Below are 21,236 nucleotides of genomic sequence, written 5' to 3'. Positions count from 1 at the left end.
CCGGAAGAACTTTTGAAAAGCGTAACCGTCACGGCAACCCCAACGACAATGCGCCCGCCTGTGGCTCCGATCCAGCCCGGTGCCTTGGATTATACGGCGACGCAAGTGTCCCCGGATGTTCTTCTGACAGTGCCTGAGCACGCGCGCGGCTATCAGCCGGAACAAGGTGTCCGGACAGGCAAAGCAGAGGGTTCGGACCTTGCCGCGCGGCTGGAGAAAACAGGCCATGCCGCCGAGATTGCGCAGCCGTTGCCATACAATCCCCTGCCAGAGCAAATCGAATTGGCAGCATTGCCAAATGCGCCGAAGCTATTCAATCTACCGGCCCCATTGGTGACACCGTCCACTAACGAGACATCACTGGGTTTGCGGGCAACAGCCCTTTCGGCAACACCAAGCTCGCTAGATTCTCCGGTCTCGCCTCCGGTGCCGGCTCCGCCCAATGATGTAGTCATACCCCCGGAACCAGAGCCTATCCCGACAAACGCGGTGGTTGCCTTTCGGCTCTATTCACCAGCCAACGTGCCGCAGAGCGTTCTTGATTCTGTAGTGACCAACCTTAAGTCGACTGGACATAAGCTTAGCGGGCAGGCGCGCGTGGGGTTTAAGATCACCCAGTCGAACGTTCGCTTCTATCATAAGCAGGACGAGGAAAGAGCGGCCGCACTCGCCAGGGATTCGGGCGCATTGCTGCGGGATTTCACCGGGTCCAACGTCAAAACCCCTAGTGGGATCATTGAGTTATGGTTGGCAGGGGAAGGCTCAGGCGTCGCCGGGGTCAAGCAAACTAACACACGCAGCACGGCCAGAACCCAGGCCCCTAACCGCGTCAATCAACTGAAAAGTCAGGTCCTGAACAAACTTAAGAAAGCGACGACCCAATGACTGTATTTTTAAGCTATACTGAAAAGGCTGATTCAAGATTTTGTACTGTTAACTGTTTCCGACGAGGCATCCAAAATGACGGATAGACGACTTATCGGCATCGTAACTGCTCTGCTACTTTTATCGACGACCCAAAACGTGCGTGCCGAAATTACGCTTGAGCATCTGCTGGCCATCGACCAAATGCTGTCCACCAATGACATTCAGGCTCTTTATTCCTACCTTGACAAAAACCCTGAGCTATTGACCGGCGAAGATGAACTGTCGCTGGAGCTGCGGAGTTTTCACGAGGTCGCATCTGTTGGCAATCTGGATTTCAGTTATGCCACCAGTGCACCGGCCAACAGCGAGAACCGTGCCGCTAACGAGCCAGTAGATGCCTCGCGGCAACACTGAGCAGGATGTCAGAAATGCTTGCCTTCGAGCGATCGAACACGCCGACGATCGCCTATGTCATCGAGCCGCGGTTTTCTGGCGGGACTTCCGCGGCTGTGGCGGCCGAATTGCCGGTGGCCGCCGAATGCGGGCAGGTGGTCGTGCACGCGATCACGTCCAGGGCGTTTGGCACCAACCAACATGTTTCACCGGTTTTGCGGCAGGTGCTGGACGAGTTGAACATTCCGATCATTTGGGATGCACCCCGGATCAGCGCGGATTTCGTATTTTTACACAACCCGTCTTTTTTGAAATTTCAGGACACGCTTGGCACAAGGATCATTGCGCGCGAGCTGTACGTGATCACGCATGAGAATTTTCTGCGTCCGGGCGGGGCAGAGGGGTTTGATGTTTCAAGCTGTCTAAGCCAGATCGAAGCCTCGACAATTTCGCTCAGGAAAACACTCGCGCCGATATCACCGTTTAATCGAAGCGGCGTAGTCGACTGGTTGGCAACCTCTCGCGTGGCGCGGCAGTGGGACGTCTTGGGCTCTGACTGGTTCAACATTTGCGAGACCGAGATGCGCGCCCCGTGTGAAACTCCACAGGACCGCCGTGGGCGTCATTCACGACCCGGATTCGAGAAGTTCCCGGTTATTGCTGATTTGGACAGCTGTTTTCCAAGCCACTCTCAGTGCAATGTAATTCTTGGGGCCGACGCCTTGTTGAATGCCCGTGTTCTTCGCGCGCATTGGACCTTGCTTCCCTTTGACGCCATAACTGTGCAAGAGTTCTTTGGAATGATTGACTTTTTTGTATATTTCACGGCACCGACCTGGCAGGAAAGTTTTGGTCGCGTTGTGGCCGAGGCGGTTGCCGCAGGTAAGGTTGTTCTAACCAACCCCGATACTGGTGCCACGTTCGGAAAAGCCGTCTTGACTTGCCAGCCATCTCAGGTGGACACAATCATTGTTGACCTGATCGCCCAACCGCAAAAATACCATGATCAGGTGGCCAGATCGCAATCGGCGTTGCAGAACTACTCTGCAGGTAAATTCAAGGCGATGCTGTCGGGGGTTTTGTGCGCCGACAGCGAGGTGAACAAATGATCTATGTCGAAGTGGGCACACGCTCACTGCGGTCGTTTGACACGCAGTTGATCTTTGCCGAGCAGCTTGCCGCACGTGGTTTCAGTGTGTGCATTGATGCCGACTATCTGCCCGAGGATGCAGGGCGTGGCAGGATATACGAGGCAGCCAAGTTCCTTGTGGACCCGGGCGAGAACAAGGCGCAGACCGTATTCGTACTAGGTGCCGAAGCGATCGACGATTTTCTTCTTGCGTCGCTGCGGAACAAACAGCTCGACCCGAGTGTTCCGGTTGTTGCGACGGGCCGCTTTATGACCCAGCAAAGCTATATCGCGGCCAAGGCCCGGCTGGCCTATGCGCTTGGGCGCGAAGCCCAGGTGATCGACCTGACAGATTTTCAACCCCGCCCGGTGTTGCCATCGACCTCAAGTCCTTTGGTGGCGGATGTTCGGCCCGTTTCGCGGCGGTCCAAACGGGTGGTGCCGAACGTGACCCTTGTGTTGGGTTCGATGGAGTTGGACAACCCCGAGACGCTGTCTTGCTTTTCCCGGATGAGCAGCCAGAGTGGCTATAACCTGAAACTCATTGTCAGCGGCGCACAGAATGAGGCGATCAAGGCGTCACCGTTTCACGATTTGCCAACCTACCTGTATACCGGACTGTCGCCGCTGACTTTGGCGATTTCGACGGATATACTGGCGATGTTCGGCAATGGAATTGCCGGAGTTCGCATGGCCGCTTTTGCGGTTGAGCTGATTGCAACTGGCGGCGTCGCCATTGACTGTACCGACGATGAGGTTCTGATGTCCTCGGGCGCACCTGCATTGCTAGGGCCTAAGACTCCTTTCGCATTGGATGGGTATCTGATCGGCAATGTGATCGGGAACGTGCCGCAAATTGTCGAACAGGCCTCGAAATCCCAGTGGTTGCATACAGTTGACATTTCGCGCCTGGAAACGGCTGCAGGTCTGATGGCGAAACAGCGTCAGGAAGAACAGGACAAGCCCAAAACCCTGTTTTTCCCGACAAATGGTGTGGGGCTGGGCCATGCACAGCGGTGCAGCATCATTGCCCGTGAAATGCCGGACACCATGACAAAAATGTTTGCGGCCTTTCCCAGCTGCGTCCCGCTTGTTCGCCGTGAGGGTATCGACTGTATCCCTCTGGTTCAGCGCACCGATACAAAGACCAATTCAGATGGCAATGACGTGCTGACTTATCGGCGTCTTGGTGCCGTGCTTCAGGAAAACGACACGCTGGTTTTTGACGGCGGCTACGTGTTTGACTCCGTCTACCGGGTGATTCGTGAACGCAAGTTGTCGGCGGCTTGGATCCGGCGCGGGTTGTGGCCCGAAGGCCGGTCAAGGCAGACCATGCTGCGCCGCGAAAGCGTGTTTGACCGTGTCATCGTGCCTTCTGAGGCATTTGACGAGCTGAACGACGCCTACAGCTATGGTGACCATGTCCATTATGTCGGGCCAATCGTGCGTCAGGTGGAACAGTCCGCCGCGGAAAAAGAACAGCTCAGGACCCGGCTGGCGGAACGTTTCGGGCGCGACTTCAAGCAGCTGGTTGTCAGCATGCTGGGGGGCGGCGTTGCCTCGGACAGGTCTGCGCAATTGCAGGCGATCTCGGGCATGCTTGAGGCGCGCGATGATTGCCTGCACCTTGTTGTAACATGGCCCGGAAGCACGGTTCAGCCTGCCACATTCGGTTGGAAAAACACCCGCGTGGTTCAGACACTGGAGGCGACCAAGCTTAGCCTCGCCGCAGACGTGGTCATATCTGCGGCCGGATACAACTCGGTCCTTGAGATGCTGTACCATCGCATCCCGGCGATATTTATTCCGCAGTCAGCCCCCTATCTGGACGATCAGGAACGGCGCGCCGCAGCTATGGCCGACCGAGACTTGTGCGCGGCCATCACCGAACGCGAATTCATGACGCTCGAGCGCACAGTGGCAGATTGGCTGGATCACGACGGAGCCGAATTTTACCGATCTGCATTGAATGGTTTTGAGCTGCCCAAAACGGGGGCAGTCAAGGCCGCCGAATTGCTAACCGAATTGGGGGCGCGGATATGACCAGTGATTTATGGTTCGAAATCCTCAGCAGAGCGTCGCCAAATCGACCCGAGCCGCTGGACGATCTGATCAATGAGGATCGTGACACCAAGCCGCTTGGCAAGGTTATCTTTCCGAATATGCGGCTGGCCCCCTCGCTCATGCTGTGGGACCGGGAGCCCGGCGGCCCGGTGCATATCGGCGTGCGGGTGCATGAACCACCAGAAACGCCATATCGTATCGCAAGGCTGTTGGCCGCCGCCGCGATGGAGCGGGAGGTTTTTCCCGTCATTCTCAGCCGAGTGGACTATTGCGGGCTTGAACGGTTCGGGTTTCGGGTCGAACGCGTTCCCGAAGAGGCTGCTGCAGCCCAGGCCGCCGAGGAAGAAATCAGAAAATACTGGGATCTGGCGATTATCATTGACGGGCATGAAATCGGTCTGTTGGGCTAGCAAGGCGCTGATTTAGGGTAAGGAGCGTCTTGTGAAAATCATAACCGGCGGACAAACAGGCGTTGATATGGCGGCTTTCCAGTTCGCTTTGGAAAACGACATTCCCTATGGCGGCTGGGTTCCGAAAGGCCGCTTGAATGAGGCGGGCCGCATTCCGGATCGTTTCTCTGGTTTGAATGAAACACAGTCCGCGGATGTCGCCGAACGCACTAAGCTGAACGTTTTGACCTGCGACGCTTTGCTTGTGTTTGTGGATGGATCGACCAGTCCGGGAACGCAGTTGACGATCGATTTTGCGCAAGAGATCGGAAAGCCTTATCTGGTCGTTGATCTAGGGCAGGGGCTTGAGGCGTGTGCGCGCCAAGTAAAGCAATGGGGCATGGCGAGGCCTAATAAGATATTGAACATCGCTGGCCCCAGAGAAAGTGAAGCCCCCCAGATCGGAGCCAAAGTGACAGCGATCTTACGTCAATCGATTTTGCCCCAAAGCCCGGAGGCATAGCCAAACTTTGGTTCCGGCTATACGACGTTTCGCCAGTAGGCGCGGCACCCGACGGTTGCTAGGGTTGGGACAACCAGATTGCGAAGGCCAAGTTTCATGTTTGCAAAAACCGCCGGACAGATTGATTTTGACAAAGTCCTGATCGTCGATGACCATCCATTGTTTTGTGATGCTTTGTCGATGACGCTGCAAAGTGTCACTCGTATCGGTGAAATCCACACCGCAGATCGATTGGAAAACGCGATTGCTCTGATTGACGGTGGGGTGCGACCAGATGCGGTTATACTGGACCTCAACCTGCCGGATGTGGACGGGCTTGAAGGTTTGGTGCGCGTCAAAGCGGCCACCGATGCACCGGTCATCGTGGTGTCGTCGATTTCAGAGAACCGCGTGATCAGTCAGGTGATCCGTGCGGGTGCCTCAGGCTATGTCCCCAAGCACAGCCAGCGAGACGTGTTTCGTACAGCTTTCGAGACAGTTCATTCCGGGGACGTCTTCGTGCCAGACGGTTTTGCGCTGATTGACGACGATGCGGATACCGAACACAGCGACGCCGCCAATCGGCTTGCCACTTTAACCAATCAGCAATCGCGCATTCTGCAGCTTATCTGTGAAGGCAAACTGAACAAGCAGATCGCGTTTGATCTGTCCATTGCCGAGACCACAGTCAAGGCGCATGTAACTGCAATCATGCGTAAACTCGGCGTGCAAAGCCGTACGCAGGCCGTGCTGCTTGCCAAGAAGGCTTCTCTTGCCAGCGTCTTGCAAGAATAAGCCCTCGCGCCATATCATATGAGAAAGTTGCGCTTCAGGGAGGAGGGCAGGATGAACCAAGCAGTCGGGTGGGCGACAGCTGCTGCCCGTACGCCAGGTATCGTCAAAACGGGCTTTGTACATCGCGACACGGATCAGGCGATTGAAAAACTCGCCGGATCCTTCGGCAATGATCTTTTGTCCTTGGTTATTCTGTTCGTAAGCTCCGGCGCGGATGCGGCGGCGGTTATTTCCGAGGCAGTCGATGCCTTTGCGCCAACGCCTGTAATCGGATGCACCACAGCGGGCGAGCTTGCAGATTGCGGCTATGGCGAAGATCAGATTGTCGCCATCGGATTACCGTCTTCGCATTTCGAGGTGCGCACTCTGTTGGTGCCCGATCTTGGGAATTTCTCGGCGCAGGGCATAATCGACCAGATGATCCGCAACCGTAACGAAATGGCGGCGTCCGCACCGGATTGGAAACACGAGTTTTCCTTTTTGATGATCGACGGGTTGTCGACGAAAGAGGATGCGCTGACGTCTGAACTCGCCGTTGGACTGGGGCCGGTGCCCTTGTTCGGCGGGTCCGCAGGGGACGGAACCCGTTTCGGCGCGACCTATGTGTTGATGGACGGTCAGGCCAAGCAGAACGCGGCGATCCTGACGCAGGTTCGCACGCGCTGCCCGATCAAAGTGTTCAAGACGGATCACCTGGTGCCAACGGCGCGGCGTATGGTTGTCACCAAGGCCGATCCGGCAAACCGTATCGTGCAGGAAATCAACGCCGAGCCAGCGGCGCGCGAATATGCCCGTCTACTTGGAAAAGACCCTGAACAACTGACGACCTTTACCTTCGCGGCCCACCCGCTGGTTGTGCAGATCGGCGGCCAGCATCATGTGCGGGCCATTCAGCGCGTCGCGGGCAATGGTGACCTTGTGTTCTTTTCCGCGATTGATGAGGGGCTGGTGCTGACGCTGGCCGAACCTCGCGACATGGTTTCGCATCTCGAGGAAGAAATCGCCGCGCTGACACAGACCACCCATCCGGACACGATCTTGGGCTGCGATTGCATCTTGCGTCGACTGGAAGCACAGGAAAAGCAAAAGACGGGCGAGATTTCGCGCCTGCTGGCCGAGAACCATGTCGTCGGGTTTTCGACCTATGGCGAGCAATTCAATTCGATCCATGTGAACCAGACGCTAACCGGCGTTGCGATCTATCCTCCGGAAGACGGGTAGGTGATGATTGAATCTCTGACCGACCCCAATGATCCGCTTGATCGGCAGAATGAAAAACTGCTGAAGATTGTCGCGGCGTTGATGCGGCGGGTCGAGGAATCCACTGATGCCTCGGGTGCGGCTTATGCTCAGTTTCAGCGGGCGGCCATGTTGGAACAGGAAGTGCGGGCCCGGACAGATGACCTTGAGCGGGCGTTGGACTTGCTCAACGACTCGAACGCGCGCTTGGCGCAGGCCAATCAGGAAACCGAAGCCGCCCGCGCAAACCTCGCCAATGCGATCGAGGCGGTGCAGGAAGGGTTTGCGCTGTTCAACCGGGATGAAGAAATGGTCCTGTGCAATAGCCGCTTTGGCCTGCATATGCCTGACATCCAAACCAAGCTGGCACCGGGGCTGCGGTTCACCGATTATGTCGGGTTGGTCAGCCAGTCCAGGTTCCTGGCCCTGCCAGGGGTCGTTTCCCCAAAAGACTGGGTGCAACGGCGCATGGCGCGCCATGCTGAAGATCACGTTGTCTTTAACATTCGCCTTAGCGGCAACCGCTGGATGCAGGTGTCGGAACATCGGACACCGGATGGCGGTACCGTTATTTTGCAGACGGATGTAACCGACATCATGCGAATCGAACGGCAGGAAAGGGACCGTATTCTAGATGACAAGGCCCGGCTGATCCGCGCGACACTTGAACATATCGATCAGGGTGTTTGTATTTTTGACAGTACGCTGCGCCTGGTCGGGTGGAACAACCGCGCGAGCGAACTTCTGGCCATTCCCAATGCGCAATTTCAGATGGGGGCACCGTTCCAGACGTTGTTTCACCGGTTAAGCGCGACCGTCAGTTTTGAGGGGGGTGTGAGCGACGCCGACCTGCTGGCCTGGGTCAATCGCTCGACCGAGCGCCCGCCGTTGCAATTCCAGATGCACAGCGGTCGTGCCAAGGTATTGTCAGTCTTCGCGCAGGAAATGCCGGACCGGGGTTTCGTGATTTCCTTCACCGATGTGACGGCTGAAAGAAAATCCGCGCAAGCCCTGGTCGAGGCCAAGGAACTGTTGGAACAGCGCGTTGCATCGCGGACAATGGAGCTTGCGGACGCGCTGAACGAGGCAGAACGCGCGAACGCATCAAAATCGCGCTTTGTCGCAGCGGCCAGCCATGATCTGCTGCAACCTCTGTCGGCTGCAAAACTCTACGTCTCGACACTGGGCAGTGGATTGGACAAGGCCGATGCGCGCGCAGTCGCGGTGAAAGCAGAGAGCGCCCTAAACAGTGTCGAACACATTCTTGAGGCGCTGCTGGATATTTCGAAACTGGATTCCGGACGGGCATCGGTTCACTTATCCTCGGTCCCTGTCGGTGAGCTTTTTTCCCAGATGGAGGACGCCTTTAGGCCCATGGCGCAAGCCAAGGGGCTTGGATTGCGATTTGTCGGTACCGATGCGGTTGTCAGAAGTGATGCCAGTTACCTGCGGCGTGTTCTGCAAAACCTGCTGTCAAATGCGATCCGGTACACGGAAACGGGTAGGGTTCTGGTTGGTGTAAGGCGACTGGGGAAGACCGTTTCGATCCAGGTTTGGGATACAGGAATTGGGATCGCGCCAGACCAGAGAGACGTTGTTTTTCAGGAATTTAAACGTATTCATTCAGACGCCAGTGCGGCCGAAGGCATGGGTTTGGGCCTTGCCATTGTGGAACGCGCCTGTGGTTTGCTGAAACATCCGATAAATTTGCAGTCCGAACTGGGGCGCGGAACCGTTTTTTCAATCACGGTTCCATCAGCAGGCCAGGCACGCGATGCGCTGAATAGTGGTGAGCCGTCGATAAAGCCGCGCTCGGACGTGCTGCACAGGACGGTTGCCTTGCTGATTGAAAACGATGACAACCTGCGCGGCGCGCTGTGCATGACGATGGAAAACTGGGGCGTTCAGGTATTGGAAGCGGCCAGCAAAGATGAGGCGGCAAACCTGCTGCACGAGATCGGGATTTTACCGGATGTCATTGTCGCCGATTTTCAACCGGACGGCGACGAGACCGGGACCGAGGCCATTGCCGAACTGACACGCGAATTCGGGCAACTGCCCGGTTGCATCATTTCCGCTGATCGTTCGACCGAATTGGCCGACTCTTGCAAGACGGCAGGCTACCTTTTGCTGCACAAGCCGATTGATGCACGAAAACTAAAATCAGTGTTTGAGGCTTCGGTCAGTTGACAGGTCAGGGCGTTCGTCGACTACCTACCGTCCGCATCATCTGACGGAAATAGAGCTTTGGTGCCAGACGGTTTACCAGATTGGCGATCTGTGCGATCCGCCCGACTGGGATGTAGTCTTTACGTCGCCGGTAACCTTGCAAGATTACCTGCGCCGCCGCTTCCGGCTCCATGTAGTCGATACCATCCGAGGCAGAGCCGGGACGAACGAACCCAGCGTCTGCGGCCTCCGGTCGCCCGATATTGGTCGCCACAAAGGATGGCGCGGCGATGGAAACGCGAACCCCGTGGGCGGATTCCTCGGCGCGAAGGGACTTAAAGAACCCCTCCATCGCGTGTTTGCTGGCTGCATAGGCGGTTCGATGAATGAGGGGTGCAAAACCTGCAACGGAAGAGATCGCGAGGTGTGTACCCCTGGCTTTCCTGACCGCGTCCAGAAAATCCTGAGCGCAACAAACTGCAGCGAAATAGTTGATTTCGAACAAGTTTCGGTGCGAGCGCATATCGCTGTCCGAAAACGCAGAAATCTGCGAGACACCTGCATTGTAAATCACCAGATCTATGGAGTCTCTTGCCGCAATGATCCGGGTGCAGGTGTCTTTGCATTGATCAGCGTCGGTCAGATCACAGGCATAGGTGCTAACGTCATCCAGATTGGCGAGCGCGTCAAGTTCTTGCCCCGGTAAATCAATCAATGCGGTATGCCAACCGTCGGCCCTTAGCGCGGCGGACAATGCACGGCCCAGCCCTCCGGCTCCTCCTGTAATGACAGCGGTTGGTTTCATTGGGTAGCCTCCCACCAGCGATCGAACGCCTCGGCACTCGTGAATTTGGGGTGATAGCCGAATTCGCCTTTCAGCGCGGCATTGTTCAATACAGGGCGATACAGAAGAAAACGCACTTGCTCTGGGCCATAACGCGACAGGCGCAGCGGGCGGGCAATGGTCAGAGCGGCCCTGACCACCGCCGGAGATAGCCGACGCAACGGTTTGCTCATCTGTGATGCGATCTGTGAGATGCTCAGCGAGCCGTCGCCGGCAACGTTGAAGACACCGGCAGGCCCGTCAGTCGCCGCACGAACCAGGATATCGGCCAGATCTTCATCCCAGATGAACACAAACGGGCTGTCTGATCCTTTCAGCCCCAGCAGACGGGGTTTGTGAAAAAGGGCTGTTATCTGATTTTCAACCTTTGGCCCCAGCACAGTGCCCACGCGCAGAACAACCTGTTCGAGGCCGGGCATGGTTTGTCTGGCTTCGGCCAGCATTTCTTCGACCAGCCGCTTGTGCCAGGAATAGGCAAACTCCTGATTGCCTCGTATCGCATCCGTTTCGCGCAAGGGAACCGGGTTATCGGCATGATACCCATAAGCGGCCCCCGAAGAGGTAACCACCAGACGCTTGACCCTGGCGGCAATCGCCGCACTCAGCACATTTCGAGTACCTTCGACATCAACCTGATATTCATGGTCTCTGGTCGAGCTCGGACCGGGGGTCACGATGGACGCCAGATGAACAATGGTGTCCGGTTCTTCAGCCAGAATGACGTTGAGAGGCGCGTTGCCGGTGACGTCCATTCGTACGAACCGTGCATTTTTCGGCAAGTTGGCGGGTTCTTGAATATCGGTTGCGGTGATCGTGATGTCGGCACGATCGCCCAACCGTTGCAGCAGGGCAGTGCCCACCGAGCCCGCAGCTCCGGTGATCAGGATGTGGCGCATTCGGGCACCTCTCGTCTTGCGAAGAAGGCGGCCAGAGCCAACCCCGAGATTGCGTGCCAGATGCCCCAAAGAGCGGCGGCCACCGCCATGCCGCCAAGCCCTCCGAAAAAGGCGAAAATCAGGATGAGGCCAAGGCCCGAGTTCTGAATCCCAGTTTCGATTGTGACAGACCGGCGGTCGCGTTCCGACAGATTAGCGGCCGTCGCGGTCAGATACCCGCCCATAAAAGCCAGCGCGTTATGCAGGATAACAATCCCGATGATCGTGGTCGCAAAATGCTGGAAGATTGCCCAGTTCGCGGCGAGCGCAACCATGATGAATGTGATGAAGATCGCCATCGAAAGCCACTGCATCGGGCGGCGGATTTTATCGGCGACGGCTGTGAAACGCGCATTTACCAGCATGCCAAGGATCAGCGGTAGGATCAGCATGAAGCCGACCGTAATGGCCACTGCGACCGGGTCGATTTCTGTCCTTTGCAGGATTTCTCGTGTTGGGGCGTAAAGATTCCCCCACAGCGCAACATTAGCGGGCGTGATGATGATCGCGCCGACGGTTGCGAAAGCTGTCATCGACACCGAAAGCGCCACGTTTCCGCCTGCGCGATGGGTCATGAAATTCGAGATGTTCCCACCCGGGCAGGCCGCTACAAGGATCAGCCCCATCGCGACCGACGGTAGTGGATTGACCACCAGCAGCATCAGAAAGGTGAGTGCGGGTAGAACCAAAAACTGGGACGCCAGCCCAACAAGCAACGGTTTCGGTCCGCGCAGGATCCGGCGAAAGTCATCCATCCTAAGATCCAGCGCGATTGAGAACATCACGACGGCAAGGATGACGTTCAGCAGCTTTAGGTTGCCTGCATCGAAGTTCAGCGCGACATCGTCGATCCCGTTCATGACTGGGCCGCTTTCAACGCCGCGATCTGCCGGGTCACTTCACCGCGGTAGGTCGCTTTGTCGACATAATAGGCCATCCGGGGCAAGTCGATATAGTTCATGCCGCCGGTCGCACGTTCGAATTTTTGGGATTTGGCCGCGTGAATGGTCTTTGCGGCAGAGTTTCCGGATCTCAGTCCCGCGATATAGCGCGCCACCATCTCGGCCTGTTCGTGCCGTCCTTGCCACCCTAGGCCCGACGCCTCGATCATACCCAGGACGAACAGATCATCGCGGGTCGGGTGCATGCAGTTCAGGTACAAGTGCGGGGCGTCGCCCTGCCAGTTCAAGTGCGACTTGTCGATGAACGGGTAGTGCAATTTGTACCCGGTCGCGGCCAGAATCATGTCGTATTCAGCACTGGTGCCATCACGGAAATGGACCGTCTTGCCGTCAAATCTTTCAATGTCAGGGCGCACCTTCAAATCGCCATGCCCGGCGTGGAACAGGATCAGCGAGTTGACGACGGGGTGTGACTCGTACAGGGCGTAATCTGGCTTGGGAAAGCCATATTTCTGCGGATCACCCACGAACCATTTCAGGATTGCACCGTCGACTTTTCGTTTCAGCCACATGGGCAGTTTGATCTTCCCGCCCATCGTGTCGGCCGGAACACCGAAGACGTATTTGGGTACAAAATAGTACCCCCGGCGCATCGAGATATCGCAGGACTGCCCGTGGTGAATGGCATCAACCGCGATGTCGCAGCCCGAGTTTCCGGCCCCAATGACCAGAACCCGCTTGCCTGTGAATTGCGTCGGATAACGGTAGTCCGAGGCGTGGATCAGCTCGCCGGTAAATTCTCCCTCAAACTTGGGTAGGTTGGGTTCAGACAATGTGCCGTTGGCGATCAGAACACCCGCAAAGATCTGGCAGTGCTCAGTGCCTGCCTTGTCGCGCCACTTCACCTCCCATCCGCCTGCGTCCAGCGGTGTGGTGCTCAGGACCTCGGCACCAAAGTGATAGTGCTGGTACAGGTCAAATGCGTTTGCGAAGTCGTGGAAATACGTCTTGAGCTCGCGATGTGATGGATACTCCGCCGTTTCTTCCTGCATAGGGAAGTCGGTGAATTCGGTCATTTTCTTGGACGATATGAGGTGGGCGGTCTCGTACATCGTAGACCGAGGGGCATCGATGTTCCACAGACCACCCACATCATCAGCCAGTTCAAATCCCTGAAATGGCACTCCCTGCTCGACAAGTGTCTTGGCCATTGCCAGACCCATGGGCCCAGCTCCGATCAGAGCAAAACACTCTTCCGGGCGGGCCTTCACCGTGACCGGCTGGCCCGCTCCGACTTGCACCTGTTCCATCCGTCTCTCCTCCTGCGATACTATTTATCTTGAACGATCGTTCGAAATAAGGCAAATTAGTTTTTGAAATGGCACAACACGCTGTAAAAGAAAGAAAAAGGGCGCCTTCGCAGCGATCCATTGCGGCACGAGAACGTATTCTTGACGCTGCGGAACTGGTCTTTGCCGAGCAGGGATTCGACGGTGCCTCGATTCGCGACATCGCCGAGCGGGCGCGGGTTCAGAAGGCCAACGTGAACTTTCACGGCGGTCCAAAGGATGAGCTTTTTGAACGCATCGTGGCGCGTCGCGCCAGTGAACTATCGCAAGAGCGCCGTGAAACCATCAGCCGATTGGAGGAGTGCGGCGATTGGGACGCCGCGGACCTGATGTCAGCCTTCATGAGGCCGTTGCTGACCCGCGCATTCAGTAATGATCCCCAATGGCTGGCCTATGCGCGCATTGTGGCGATAGTTTCCGCTGATGCGCGTTGGCATACACTGGCGAAAACCCATTTTGATCCCGTCGCCTCGCTGGTCGTTCACAAGCTGTGCACAAAATACCCCAAGGCCGACCCGGCGAACGTTGCTGGGGCGCTGGTTTTTTCGGTGTCGTCCATGCTGGCGTTGTGCACGTCGGAATGGCGGATCAGGGCACTTTCCGGCCCTGACCAAAAACGCGACGCCGAGGGTGCAATCCGGAACCTGTTGCAGTTCTGTCATGCTGGGCTCACCGGTGTTTTGGATCCGTCCGGGTAATCCAGAGACCATCAAACAGCTTCGCCCCAACCCGCTCAACTTGAAGTTACGCATAGGACCATATCAAATGGTCCCGTGCGTTATTATCTAGTGATTAACAAAGATTAACGATTTGGAGCGTGGGGTGACATGACAGAGAAAAGGGACCGACTGACCGCGGAGGAGGCGAGGGGTCTGCGGACGGCCAAAGAGCTTGAGGCGCATCTAGCGTGGTTGGACACGTTCACGCCCGCCGCTTTGGGTGTTTTGGCCATAGCCTCAGGTATTTACACTTACCTTGGCGTTTCATCATTGCTGGAAGACAATGGCGCGGTGACCTTCTTCGCTGCGGTCGCCTATTCGATCGCAGTGTCCGTCGGCATCTTTGTGTTCTGGAGCTATATGCTGCGCTTACTGCCGTCGATGCGCACGGCCAGTGGTTTCATAGGCCTGACGATCTCGACGATCGTTGGATCGGTTGCAATCATCGCCATGTCCAGCTGGCTTAACGCTGCTGCCCTGGCCGGCGCGGCTGCGGTCGAACAGCACCTTGAAAACACCGTGCGCGACTACCAGGCGGCGCTTGAGCAGGCGCACGACATTGCACTCAGCGGTCAGGCGCTGGGGCGCGAGGTCGAACGCGCGCGTCAAAGCTTCGAAGAACTGGCCGAGCTGGAGCAATCCGGTGATCTTTCGGGCACGGCGGGCCGTGGGGCAGTGTTTCGCGTGCTGACCCAAAAGGCCGAAGAGCTGCGCAATCTGGAAGAGCAGATCGCCAATCAACAGCCGCTGATCGAAGATGCGTTCCAGCAGGGCAACGAAATCCTCGCCCGAATGCGTGAGCTTACCGTTGCCCCGGGGCCGGTTGATCGCCGGTCGGTTCAGTTTTCCGAAGAAAGCGTCAAGCTGGCCGGCGTGATTTCGCGTCTGAACCAATACAACGTGGCGCCGCTTGTTGCGCGCGCTGCCGGGGATTTGCCGTCGTCGGTCGTGCTGCCCGAACTTGATGGGCGCAGTTCCGAGGTGCGCGATGCCCAGTCATCGACCATCAACTCGGTCCTGAACGCACTTGATCAGCGTGGCAAAACCCTTCGGACCGCTGCTGAAGAGGTTCTGGAGATCGAGCCGCCAATTGAGACGGCCTATAATCCCATTTCCAGTGCAGATGCGGTAATCAAGTATGCGCACAACTTTGTGCCGTCCTGGGCCGGAGCCATCGCAATCGACCTGCTGCCAGCCGTTCTTGTGTTCGTGCTGGCGATCACCCAAGCCGCTATCCGAAGCGGGAAGGACGGTATGAGCATTGAGGACACGTTAACGCTGTCTGACCTGCGCGCGGCCATGAATGCGATGAAAGATGTCGAGGCAACCATGGGCGTCGCAGATGCCGCAATTCTGGATCGCGCCACGCCGAAAAAAGACGAAACATGATGGGCTTCCTGTCCCGAATTGATGTGCGCAGGGGGCTGCGATACGTGCTGGTGTTCCAGCTTTTGATCGCAGGTATTCTGATCCTGTCGGATGTGGCCGACGTTGTCCCCAACCCATTTAAGCCAAGGGTTGAATTGCCGACCGGCCCCATCTCACCTGGGGATCAGCGGCGCGAGTACCGCACCGACCGCACCGATCCGTCGCTGTTGCCGCAGGACCAACCGCTGGATGTGCCGGTGCCTCAGAGCTTTCCCACACGGTTGGAATTTACTGAAAAGCAAGCCGGTGATCTGGGGCGGGTCCTTCTGGTGAGCGGTCAGATCGAAACAGGTGATGCTGATCGGTTCGATACCTATTTGTCCGAGATGCAAGAACAACCCGACCTGATCGCGCTGCACAGCCCGGGCGGCCAAGTGTCCGAAGCTTTGTTGATCGGCGCGCAGATACGCGAGGCCGGGTTGTCATCGGCCGTACTGCCCGGCGCGGTCTGCATGTCCGCCTGTCCATATATTCTGGCCGGTGGGGTCGCGCGTATCGTGTCACTGCAAGGCATTGTCGGACTTCATCAGCATTACTATGACCAACCGCGCCTGATCCCCGTGGTCTTTGCCGTTGAAAGCATCCAGAAAGGACAGGGCGAGACGATGCAGCATCTGATCGACATGGGTGTCGATCCTGCATTGATGTTGTATTCTCTGAACACGCCGCCGGATCAGATCTATGCCCTTGTAGAAGATGAGCTGACAAGCACCGGTATTGCAACGCAAATTCTGGAATAGCAAAAAGGACCCGACCAGCGGGTCCTTCTTATCAATCCTGCAAGACAGAGATGAGCGCCTCGGCCAGCGGCAACGAGGAATATCCGTGCCGGGAGGGTGTCAGACCCAGCCGCACAACGACCATGTCTTGGGATGGAAACACGCCGATAAACTGCCCGTCATGCCCCTGAAGCCAGACGGCATCTTCATAGGGTGGTAACCCACCCGGAGAGTCCAGCCACAGATGACCTTTGGCGTACATTCCGTCAGATGCGGCAACCGGCTCAAACATCCAGTCCGTAAAACCCTTGGGCAGGATTTGTTGGTCGTTCCATTCGCCTTTCTGCAATAGAAGTTGCCCAAAACGTGCCCAGTCGCGCGCAGTGGCATACATATAGCTGGACCCGACAAATGTGTCCGCCGCATCGGTCTCGAGCACGACGGATGTCATGCCCAATGGTTCGAACAGCGCCTCTTGTGGATAGGTCAGACTGCCATCGGTCAGTTTGTCCTGCCAGACGCGCGACAGGGCTGTAGTTGTCCCCGAAGAGTAGTTGAAATCCGCCCCAATCTCACTTTCCGCCGGACGGCCCGAGACAAAACCTGCCATGTCATCATTAAGATACAGCATCTTGGTCACGTCCGAGACGTCGCCATATTCCTCATTCCATTGCAGGCCACTGGACATGGCCAGCATGTCCTTAAGGGTGATGTTTTTGCGTCCGTCCTGTGCCCAGTCGGGATAACTGTCGGTCAGCGTATCCTCCAGCGACATCTGGCCAGATTTGATCAGGGTACCGATCAAGCCCGCAGTAACTGTCTTGGTCATCGACCACCCTAGCAAAGGCGTGTTTTCGTCAAACCCCTCCGCATAGGTCTCGCCGACGATACGCCCACCCCGCACGACAACCACGGCGCGGTATCCTTCGCCCAGAAGGGTGCTATCCGCTAGGACACGCGCAACTTCAGGATCTTGTGACAGTTGAACTTCGTTACCGACGGGCCAGATTCCAGTGGGCAAGGGTTCAATCGCGGTCAGGGCCGCGTCGCTGAGCGTCGCGTCATGGACATTGGTGCAGCCAAGCCCCTCGCGGTATTGCGAGGTCGCGGCGGCAAAGAACCGGAAAATCCGCGCGGTCACGGTTTGGGCTTCGGCGTCCACATCGATCGAGATCTGCTTAAGCAGTGGGTGCCCCGGGGCCTGAACATCGACGGTCAGAACGTCTTCCGGGTCGCGCCCGGCAATGAAGACGTTGGAACAGACGATCTTGGCCGAATAGTTCGTCCCAACCTTTAAGAGGTCAGGCGGGGAGATCAGCAGATAACCCAGAATTGCGACGACACCCAGAATAAGCGTGCCTGCGACGATTTTCAGCGCTTTGATGATCAATCGATTTTCGAACCGGTCGTACCGGCCGCCTCCCGTTTGTCTCCGGATTTCGTCCGAGTTAAGAGCGTATCGCCTTTGGTTGCCACCTTTCCGTCGCGTTCGTTCTGCCCAATTTCGACTGTGGACCCGCCTTTTTCGTTTCACTTGACCAAAGCCTTGGGGTCGTCCTTGATGGTGACAAGCCCTGTCGGTCACGCCGGTAACTGAACCGGCAATTCCGTTATCCTGGGCGCGATCAGGGAAGGTTCGCTTGAATGAGCCCTGTTTGGATTGACGCAAATGAAACGATTGCATGTCTGAAATCGAGATCTGGTTGGAAAAAAACGGCCTGTCAAAATACGCCGAGGCCTTCGCCCGTCATGAAATAGTGGAGGGTGATCTGCCTGAGCTGACAGAAGACGATCTTGTCGCAATTGGACTGCCGCTTGGGCCAAGGCGACGGTTTGCAAAAGCCTTGCGCGAACAATCCGGGGCTGGCGTTCCGTCACTACATTCGACCCTCAGCCCGACGATCGTTGCCGAACGGCGGCAGTTGACTGTCATGTTCATCGACCTCGTCGGGTCCACCGAGATCGCGCAACGCTTGGACCCTGAGGATCTGGCTGAGGTTCTGCGCCTGTTCAAGGAAACCTGCGCGGCGGCTGTGGCTGCGTATGACGGCCATATCGCAAGTTATTATGGCGATGGCATCATGGTCTTTTTCGGCTTTCCGCATGCGCATGAGGATGACCCCGAACGCGCGATACGTGCGGGGCTGAGGATCATTCAGGAAATGCCGGAAGTTCGCACCCACGCAAAGCTCGAAGTGCGGATAGGGATCGCGACGGGGTTGGTCGTTGTCGGTGACCTGCGCGGTGAAAACATGTTCGAAGACGGCACCGCCAAGGGCGAAACGCCAAACCTGGCAGCGCGCCTTCAGGCTATGGCCGATCCGGGCACCCTGATTGTCGCTCCGACCACGCACCAGTTGGCAGGCGACGCGTTCGAGTATGTTTTGCGCGGTGCGTTCAAACTCAAAGGCTTCGCGAAAGAGGTTGAGGCCTGGCAGGTCACCGGAACACGAGAGACGATCAGCCGGTTCATGACGACTGACAGTACCGCGTTGCGCCCGTTGATTGGACGCGACCCGGAGTTTGACATTCTGCGCAGCAAATTGGCGCTGGCCCGGGCGGGCCAGGGGCAGGTCGCATTGGTATCCGGCGAAGCAGGTATCGGTAAATCCCGCTTGATCGAAGAGCTACGGTTGGGTATTGCCAAGGCAGAAGCGTTGCAAGTGCGGTTTCAGTGTTCACCGTATCATGAGACAAGTGCGCTTTACCCTGTGATCCGTCAGATTGAAAACGCTGCGGACCTGCGTGTTGAAGATACAGGGAGCGTCCGGCTCAGGAAAATTGCCAAACATCTGGAAGATCCGCCTGACCACAGCGTGAAGCTGGCTGCGGCACTTTTGTCTGTTCAATTCGAAGACCAACTTGGTTCGCTGGATCTGACGCCACAGCAAGTCATGGATCAGACCCTGGACATGTTAGCCGGTCAGCTTATTGCACGGGCCGCGCGAAAGCCCATCCTGTGCCTCATTGAAGACGCGCATTGGATTGATCCGACGACGAAAACCTTGCTTGACCGGATCGTGGACAGAATTCAGGAAGTACCGGTTCTGATCGTCATGACCTACCGGACGGCTTTTGATCCGAATTGGACCGCTAAGCCCAACGTCACTCATGTCCCTCTCAGGCAGTTGGATTTCGCGCAGGTCCGCGAGATTGTTCATCAGGTGGCTGGGGATAAGCCGATCTCGCCCGAAATGTTCGGCGTGATCGCGGGGCGGACGAACGGTATTCCCCTCTATGTTGAAGAGGTGACAAAGGATTTGCTGGAATCTGGTCAATTGGCCGATCGGGCATATGCACTTGGGTTGGATGGCGCGCCCGGTCCCGCGCCTTTGGTCCCCAGCACGTTACAGGATGCGTTGATGGCGCGATTGGACCGTTTGAGTTCGGCGAAAGAAGTCGCACAAATCGGTTCCGTGATCGGTCCGCATTTCACCTATCAATTGATTTCCGGCGTGTCCGGGTTTGGAGATAAGGCGTTGCGCGCGGGTCTGGATCTGCTGGTCGACGCGGGCATTGTGACCGTTACGCAGAAAAAGGCAGAAGAGACATTTGCCTACCGTCACGCTCTTATTCGTGACACGGCTTATAACAGCCTCCTGAAAAGCGAACGCCGCGGGTTGCATGCGCGCGTAGCAGAGGCCTTGCATCACGGAACGCATAGTCACGCAGATGCAGGCCCCGAAGTTCTGGCGCACCACTACACCATGGCGAAAATGCCCCGCGAGGCCATCGAACAGTGGCACCTTGCAGGCCAACGCGCAGCCAAGCGCTCTGCGAATGTCGAAGCGGTGACCCAGCTGGGACATGCAATACAGCAGTTGCACGAATTGGAAAGCACCGTTGAGCGCGACCGCAAAGAGGTCGAGATTCAAGTGCTTCGCGCGGGCGTGACCCGTTCGACGGCCGGCATTGCCGCCGACGAAACGGGCGCTGTCTATGCCCGAATTCGAAAGCTGTGCAATCGGCTGGACGAGACCGAGAACCTGTTTCCTGTTCTCAATGGCCTTTATTCGTTCCATTTGGTGCGGGCCGAATACGATTTGGCGAAGGACGCGGCAAGGCAAATCCTCGATCTGGCAGGTCAGTCTGACGAGGCGCATCATGTCATGATTGCCCATCGCGCGATGGGGGCGGTTTTGCTGCATATCGGTGATCTGGACGCGGCGCATGAACACCTACAGTTGGCGCTGGACCTCTATCAACCCGATCTGCATGGACGGCTTGCTTATGTCTACGGATCCGACCACGCAGCGATAACGTCGTGTTTTTTAAGCATGGCGCTGTGGTTGAAAGGCGATCCTGACCGAGCCGTTGATATCCAGCGAAGGGCCGTCGATGCCGCCAAGGACCTAAAGCATGTCCACAGTATCGCCCAGGCGCTGACCTATCTTTGCATGTTGCATACTTTGCGTCGTGAACCGGATCATGTTTTGAAAGCCGCTCAACAGCTTGAAGAGGTGTCCGAGAGGCACTCGTTTACCTTCATGACTGTTACTGCCAATCTGTGGCGCAGTTGGGCGACTGCTTATGATGTGCCGACCTTTAACAACATCAGCGCGGTACGTCAGGCGGCCGAGGCCTGGTGGGACAGCGGTGCGGGGAACTACAAACCGTTCCTTTTGACTTTAATCGCCGAGCTGATTTTGAAAGCCGGCGATCCCGAGGGTGCCCAGCAGGTATTGTTCGAGGCACGCAAGCACCAGAAACTAACCAACGAAGGCTGGGCTCAGGTGGAAACGGACCGGGTTCAGGCGCGTTTATTGCAGCAGCAAGAGGCCGCGAAGTAGCGG

At 57.0% G+C, this 21,236-nt stretch carries 18 protein-coding genes; 13 read left to right on the top strand and 5 right to left on the bottom strand.

Annotated features, from left to right (window positions below; all coding sequences use genetic code 11):
- Positions 1 to 48: 48 nt before the first annotated feature.
- From RUA4292_RS24440 to RUA4292_RS09295, 9 genes are all read left to right on the top strand, one after another.
- Positions 49 to 885, top strand: coding sequence for a hypothetical protein (locus RUA4292_RS24440; protein WP_158506999.1), 837 nt, complete (start codon positions 49 to 51; stop codon positions 883 to 885).
- 75 nt (positions 886 to 960) lie between these two features.
- Positions 961 to 1,281, top strand: a complete 321-nt coding sequence (locus RUA4292_RS09330) for a hypothetical protein (protein ID WP_058277359.1) — start codon at positions 961 to 963, stop codon at positions 1,279 to 1,281.
- Between the two features lie 14 nt (positions 1,282 to 1,295).
- Positions 1,296 to 2,369, top strand: coding sequence for a glycosyltransferase (locus RUA4292_RS09325; RefSeq protein WP_145974918.1), 1,074 nt, complete (start codon positions 1,296 to 1,298; stop codon positions 2,367 to 2,369).
- Complete coding sequence (locus RUA4292_RS09320; protein ID WP_058277357.1) at positions 2,366 to 4,432, top strand: glycosyltransferase; 2,067 nt, start codon at positions 2,366 to 2,368, stop codon at positions 4,430 to 4,432. The genes RUA4292_RS09325 and RUA4292_RS09320 overlap by 4 nt, the downstream gene beginning before the upstream one ends.
- On the top strand, positions 4,429 to 4,863 hold the full coding sequence (locus RUA4292_RS09315; protein ID WP_058277356.1) for a hypothetical protein: 435 nt from the start codon (positions 4,429 to 4,431) through the stop codon (positions 4,861 to 4,863). Before RUA4292_RS09320 ends, RUA4292_RS09315 begins: the two co-directional genes overlap by 4 nt.
- Before the next feature lie 31 nt (positions 4,864 to 4,894).
- Positions 4,895 to 5,365, top strand: coding sequence for a putative molybdenum carrier protein (locus RUA4292_RS09310; RefSeq protein ID WP_058277355.1), 471 nt, complete (start codon positions 4,895 to 4,897; stop codon positions 5,363 to 5,365).
- A 96-nt stretch (positions 5,366 to 5,461) separates the two neighbouring features.
- Positions 5,462 to 6,139 (top strand): response regulator, encoded by a 678-nt coding sequence (locus RUA4292_RS09305; RefSeq protein WP_058277354.1) that lies wholly within the window; start codon positions 5,462 to 5,464, stop codon positions 6,137 to 6,139.
- A gap of 51 nt (positions 6,140 to 6,190) precedes the next feature.
- The gene (locus RUA4292_RS09300; RefSeq protein WP_082637061.1) at positions 6,191 to 7,360 is read left to right on the top strand and encodes an FIST N-terminal domain-containing protein; all 1,170 of its coding nucleotides are present in this window, start codon (positions 6,191 to 6,193) and stop codon (positions 7,358 to 7,360) included.
- Positions 7,361 to 7,363: 3 nt separating this feature from the next.
- Positions 7,364 to 9,568 carry a PAS-domain containing protein gene (locus RUA4292_RS09295; RefSeq protein ID WP_058277352.1) on the top strand — a complete coding sequence of 735 codons (2,205 nt, stop codon included), beginning with the start codon at positions 7,364 to 7,366 and terminating at the stop codon, positions 9,566 to 9,568.
- A 4-nt stretch (positions 9,569 to 9,572) separates the two neighbouring features.
- On the opposite strand, the gene RUA4292_RS09290 is transcribed toward RUA4292_RS09295, so the two are convergent.
- The 4 genes from RUA4292_RS09290 to RUA4292_RS09275 are packed head-to-tail and all read right to left on the bottom strand — an operon-like array spanning position 9,573 to position 13,538.
- A complete protein-coding gene (locus RUA4292_RS09290) occupies positions 9,573 to 10,352 on the bottom strand; it encodes an SDR family NAD(P)-dependent oxidoreductase (RefSeq protein ID WP_058277351.1) in 780 nt (259 codons plus the stop codon).
- Positions 10,349 to 11,287: an SDR family oxidoreductase gene (locus RUA4292_RS09285; RefSeq protein WP_058277350.1), complete on the bottom strand. Its 939-nt coding sequence runs from the start codon at positions 11,285 to 11,287 to the stop codon at positions 10,349 to 10,351. Before RUA4292_RS09285 ends, RUA4292_RS09290 begins: the two co-directional genes overlap by 4 nt.
- Positions 11,272 to 12,186 (bottom strand): bile acid:sodium symporter family protein, encoded by a 915-nt coding sequence (locus tag RUA4292_RS09280; RefSeq protein WP_058277349.1) that lies wholly within the window; start codon positions 12,184 to 12,186, stop codon positions 11,272 to 11,274. The genes RUA4292_RS09285 and RUA4292_RS09280 overlap by 16 nt, the downstream gene beginning before the upstream one ends.
- A complete protein-coding gene (locus RUA4292_RS09275; protein WP_058277348.1) occupies positions 12,183 to 13,538 on the bottom strand; it encodes a flavin-containing monooxygenase in 1,356 nt (451 codons plus the stop codon). Before RUA4292_RS09275 ends, RUA4292_RS09280 begins: the two co-directional genes overlap by 4 nt.
- Positions 13,539 to 13,606: 68 nt before the next feature.
- Between RUA4292_RS09275 and RUA4292_RS09270 the strand changes: the two genes are divergently transcribed.
- The 3 genes from RUA4292_RS09270 to RUA4292_RS09260 all read left to right on the top strand — a co-directional run bounded on the left by RUA4292_RS09270 (position 13,607) and on the right by RUA4292_RS09260 (position 16,464).
- Entirely contained in the window at positions 13,607 to 14,275 is a 669-nt protein-coding gene (locus RUA4292_RS09270) for a TetR/AcrR family transcriptional regulator (protein ID WP_058277347.1), read from the top strand.
- A 129-nt stretch (positions 14,276 to 14,404) separates the two neighbouring features.
- Positions 14,405 to 15,685 (top strand): hypothetical protein, encoded by a 1,281-nt coding sequence (locus RUA4292_RS09265; protein WP_058277346.1) that lies wholly within the window; start codon positions 14,405 to 14,407, stop codon positions 15,683 to 15,685.
- Positions 15,685 to 16,464 (top strand): COG3904 family protein, encoded by a 780-nt coding sequence (locus RUA4292_RS09260; RefSeq protein WP_158506997.1) that lies wholly within the window; start codon positions 15,685 to 15,687, stop codon positions 16,462 to 16,464. The genes RUA4292_RS09265 and RUA4292_RS09260 overlap by 1 nt, the downstream gene beginning before the upstream one ends.
- Positions 16,465 to 16,495: 31 nt before the next feature.
- Here RUA4292_RS09260 and RUA4292_RS09255 read toward each other — a convergent pair whose 3' ends face one another.
- Entirely contained in the window at positions 16,496 to 17,833 is a 1,338-nt protein-coding gene (locus tag RUA4292_RS09255; RefSeq protein WP_233493405.1) for a serine hydrolase domain-containing protein, read from the bottom strand.
- A 292-nt stretch (positions 17,834 to 18,125) separates the two neighbouring features.
- Between RUA4292_RS09255 and RUA4292_RS09250 the strand changes: the two genes are divergently transcribed.
- Positions 18,126 to 21,233, top strand: coding sequence for an ATP-binding protein (locus RUA4292_RS09250; RefSeq protein ID WP_058277344.1), 3,108 nt, complete (start codon positions 18,126 to 18,128; stop codon positions 21,231 to 21,233).
- Positions 21,234 to 21,236 lie beyond the last annotated feature (3 nt).

The sequence above is a fragment of the Ruegeria atlantica genome, from assembly GCF_001458195.1.
Classification (GTDB): Bacteria; Pseudomonadota; Alphaproteobacteria; order Rhodobacterales; family Rhodobacteraceae; genus Ruegeria; species Ruegeria atlantica.
Note: the sequence above shows the minus strand (reverse complement) of the source record. Positions and strands in the feature narration are given on the sequence as shown.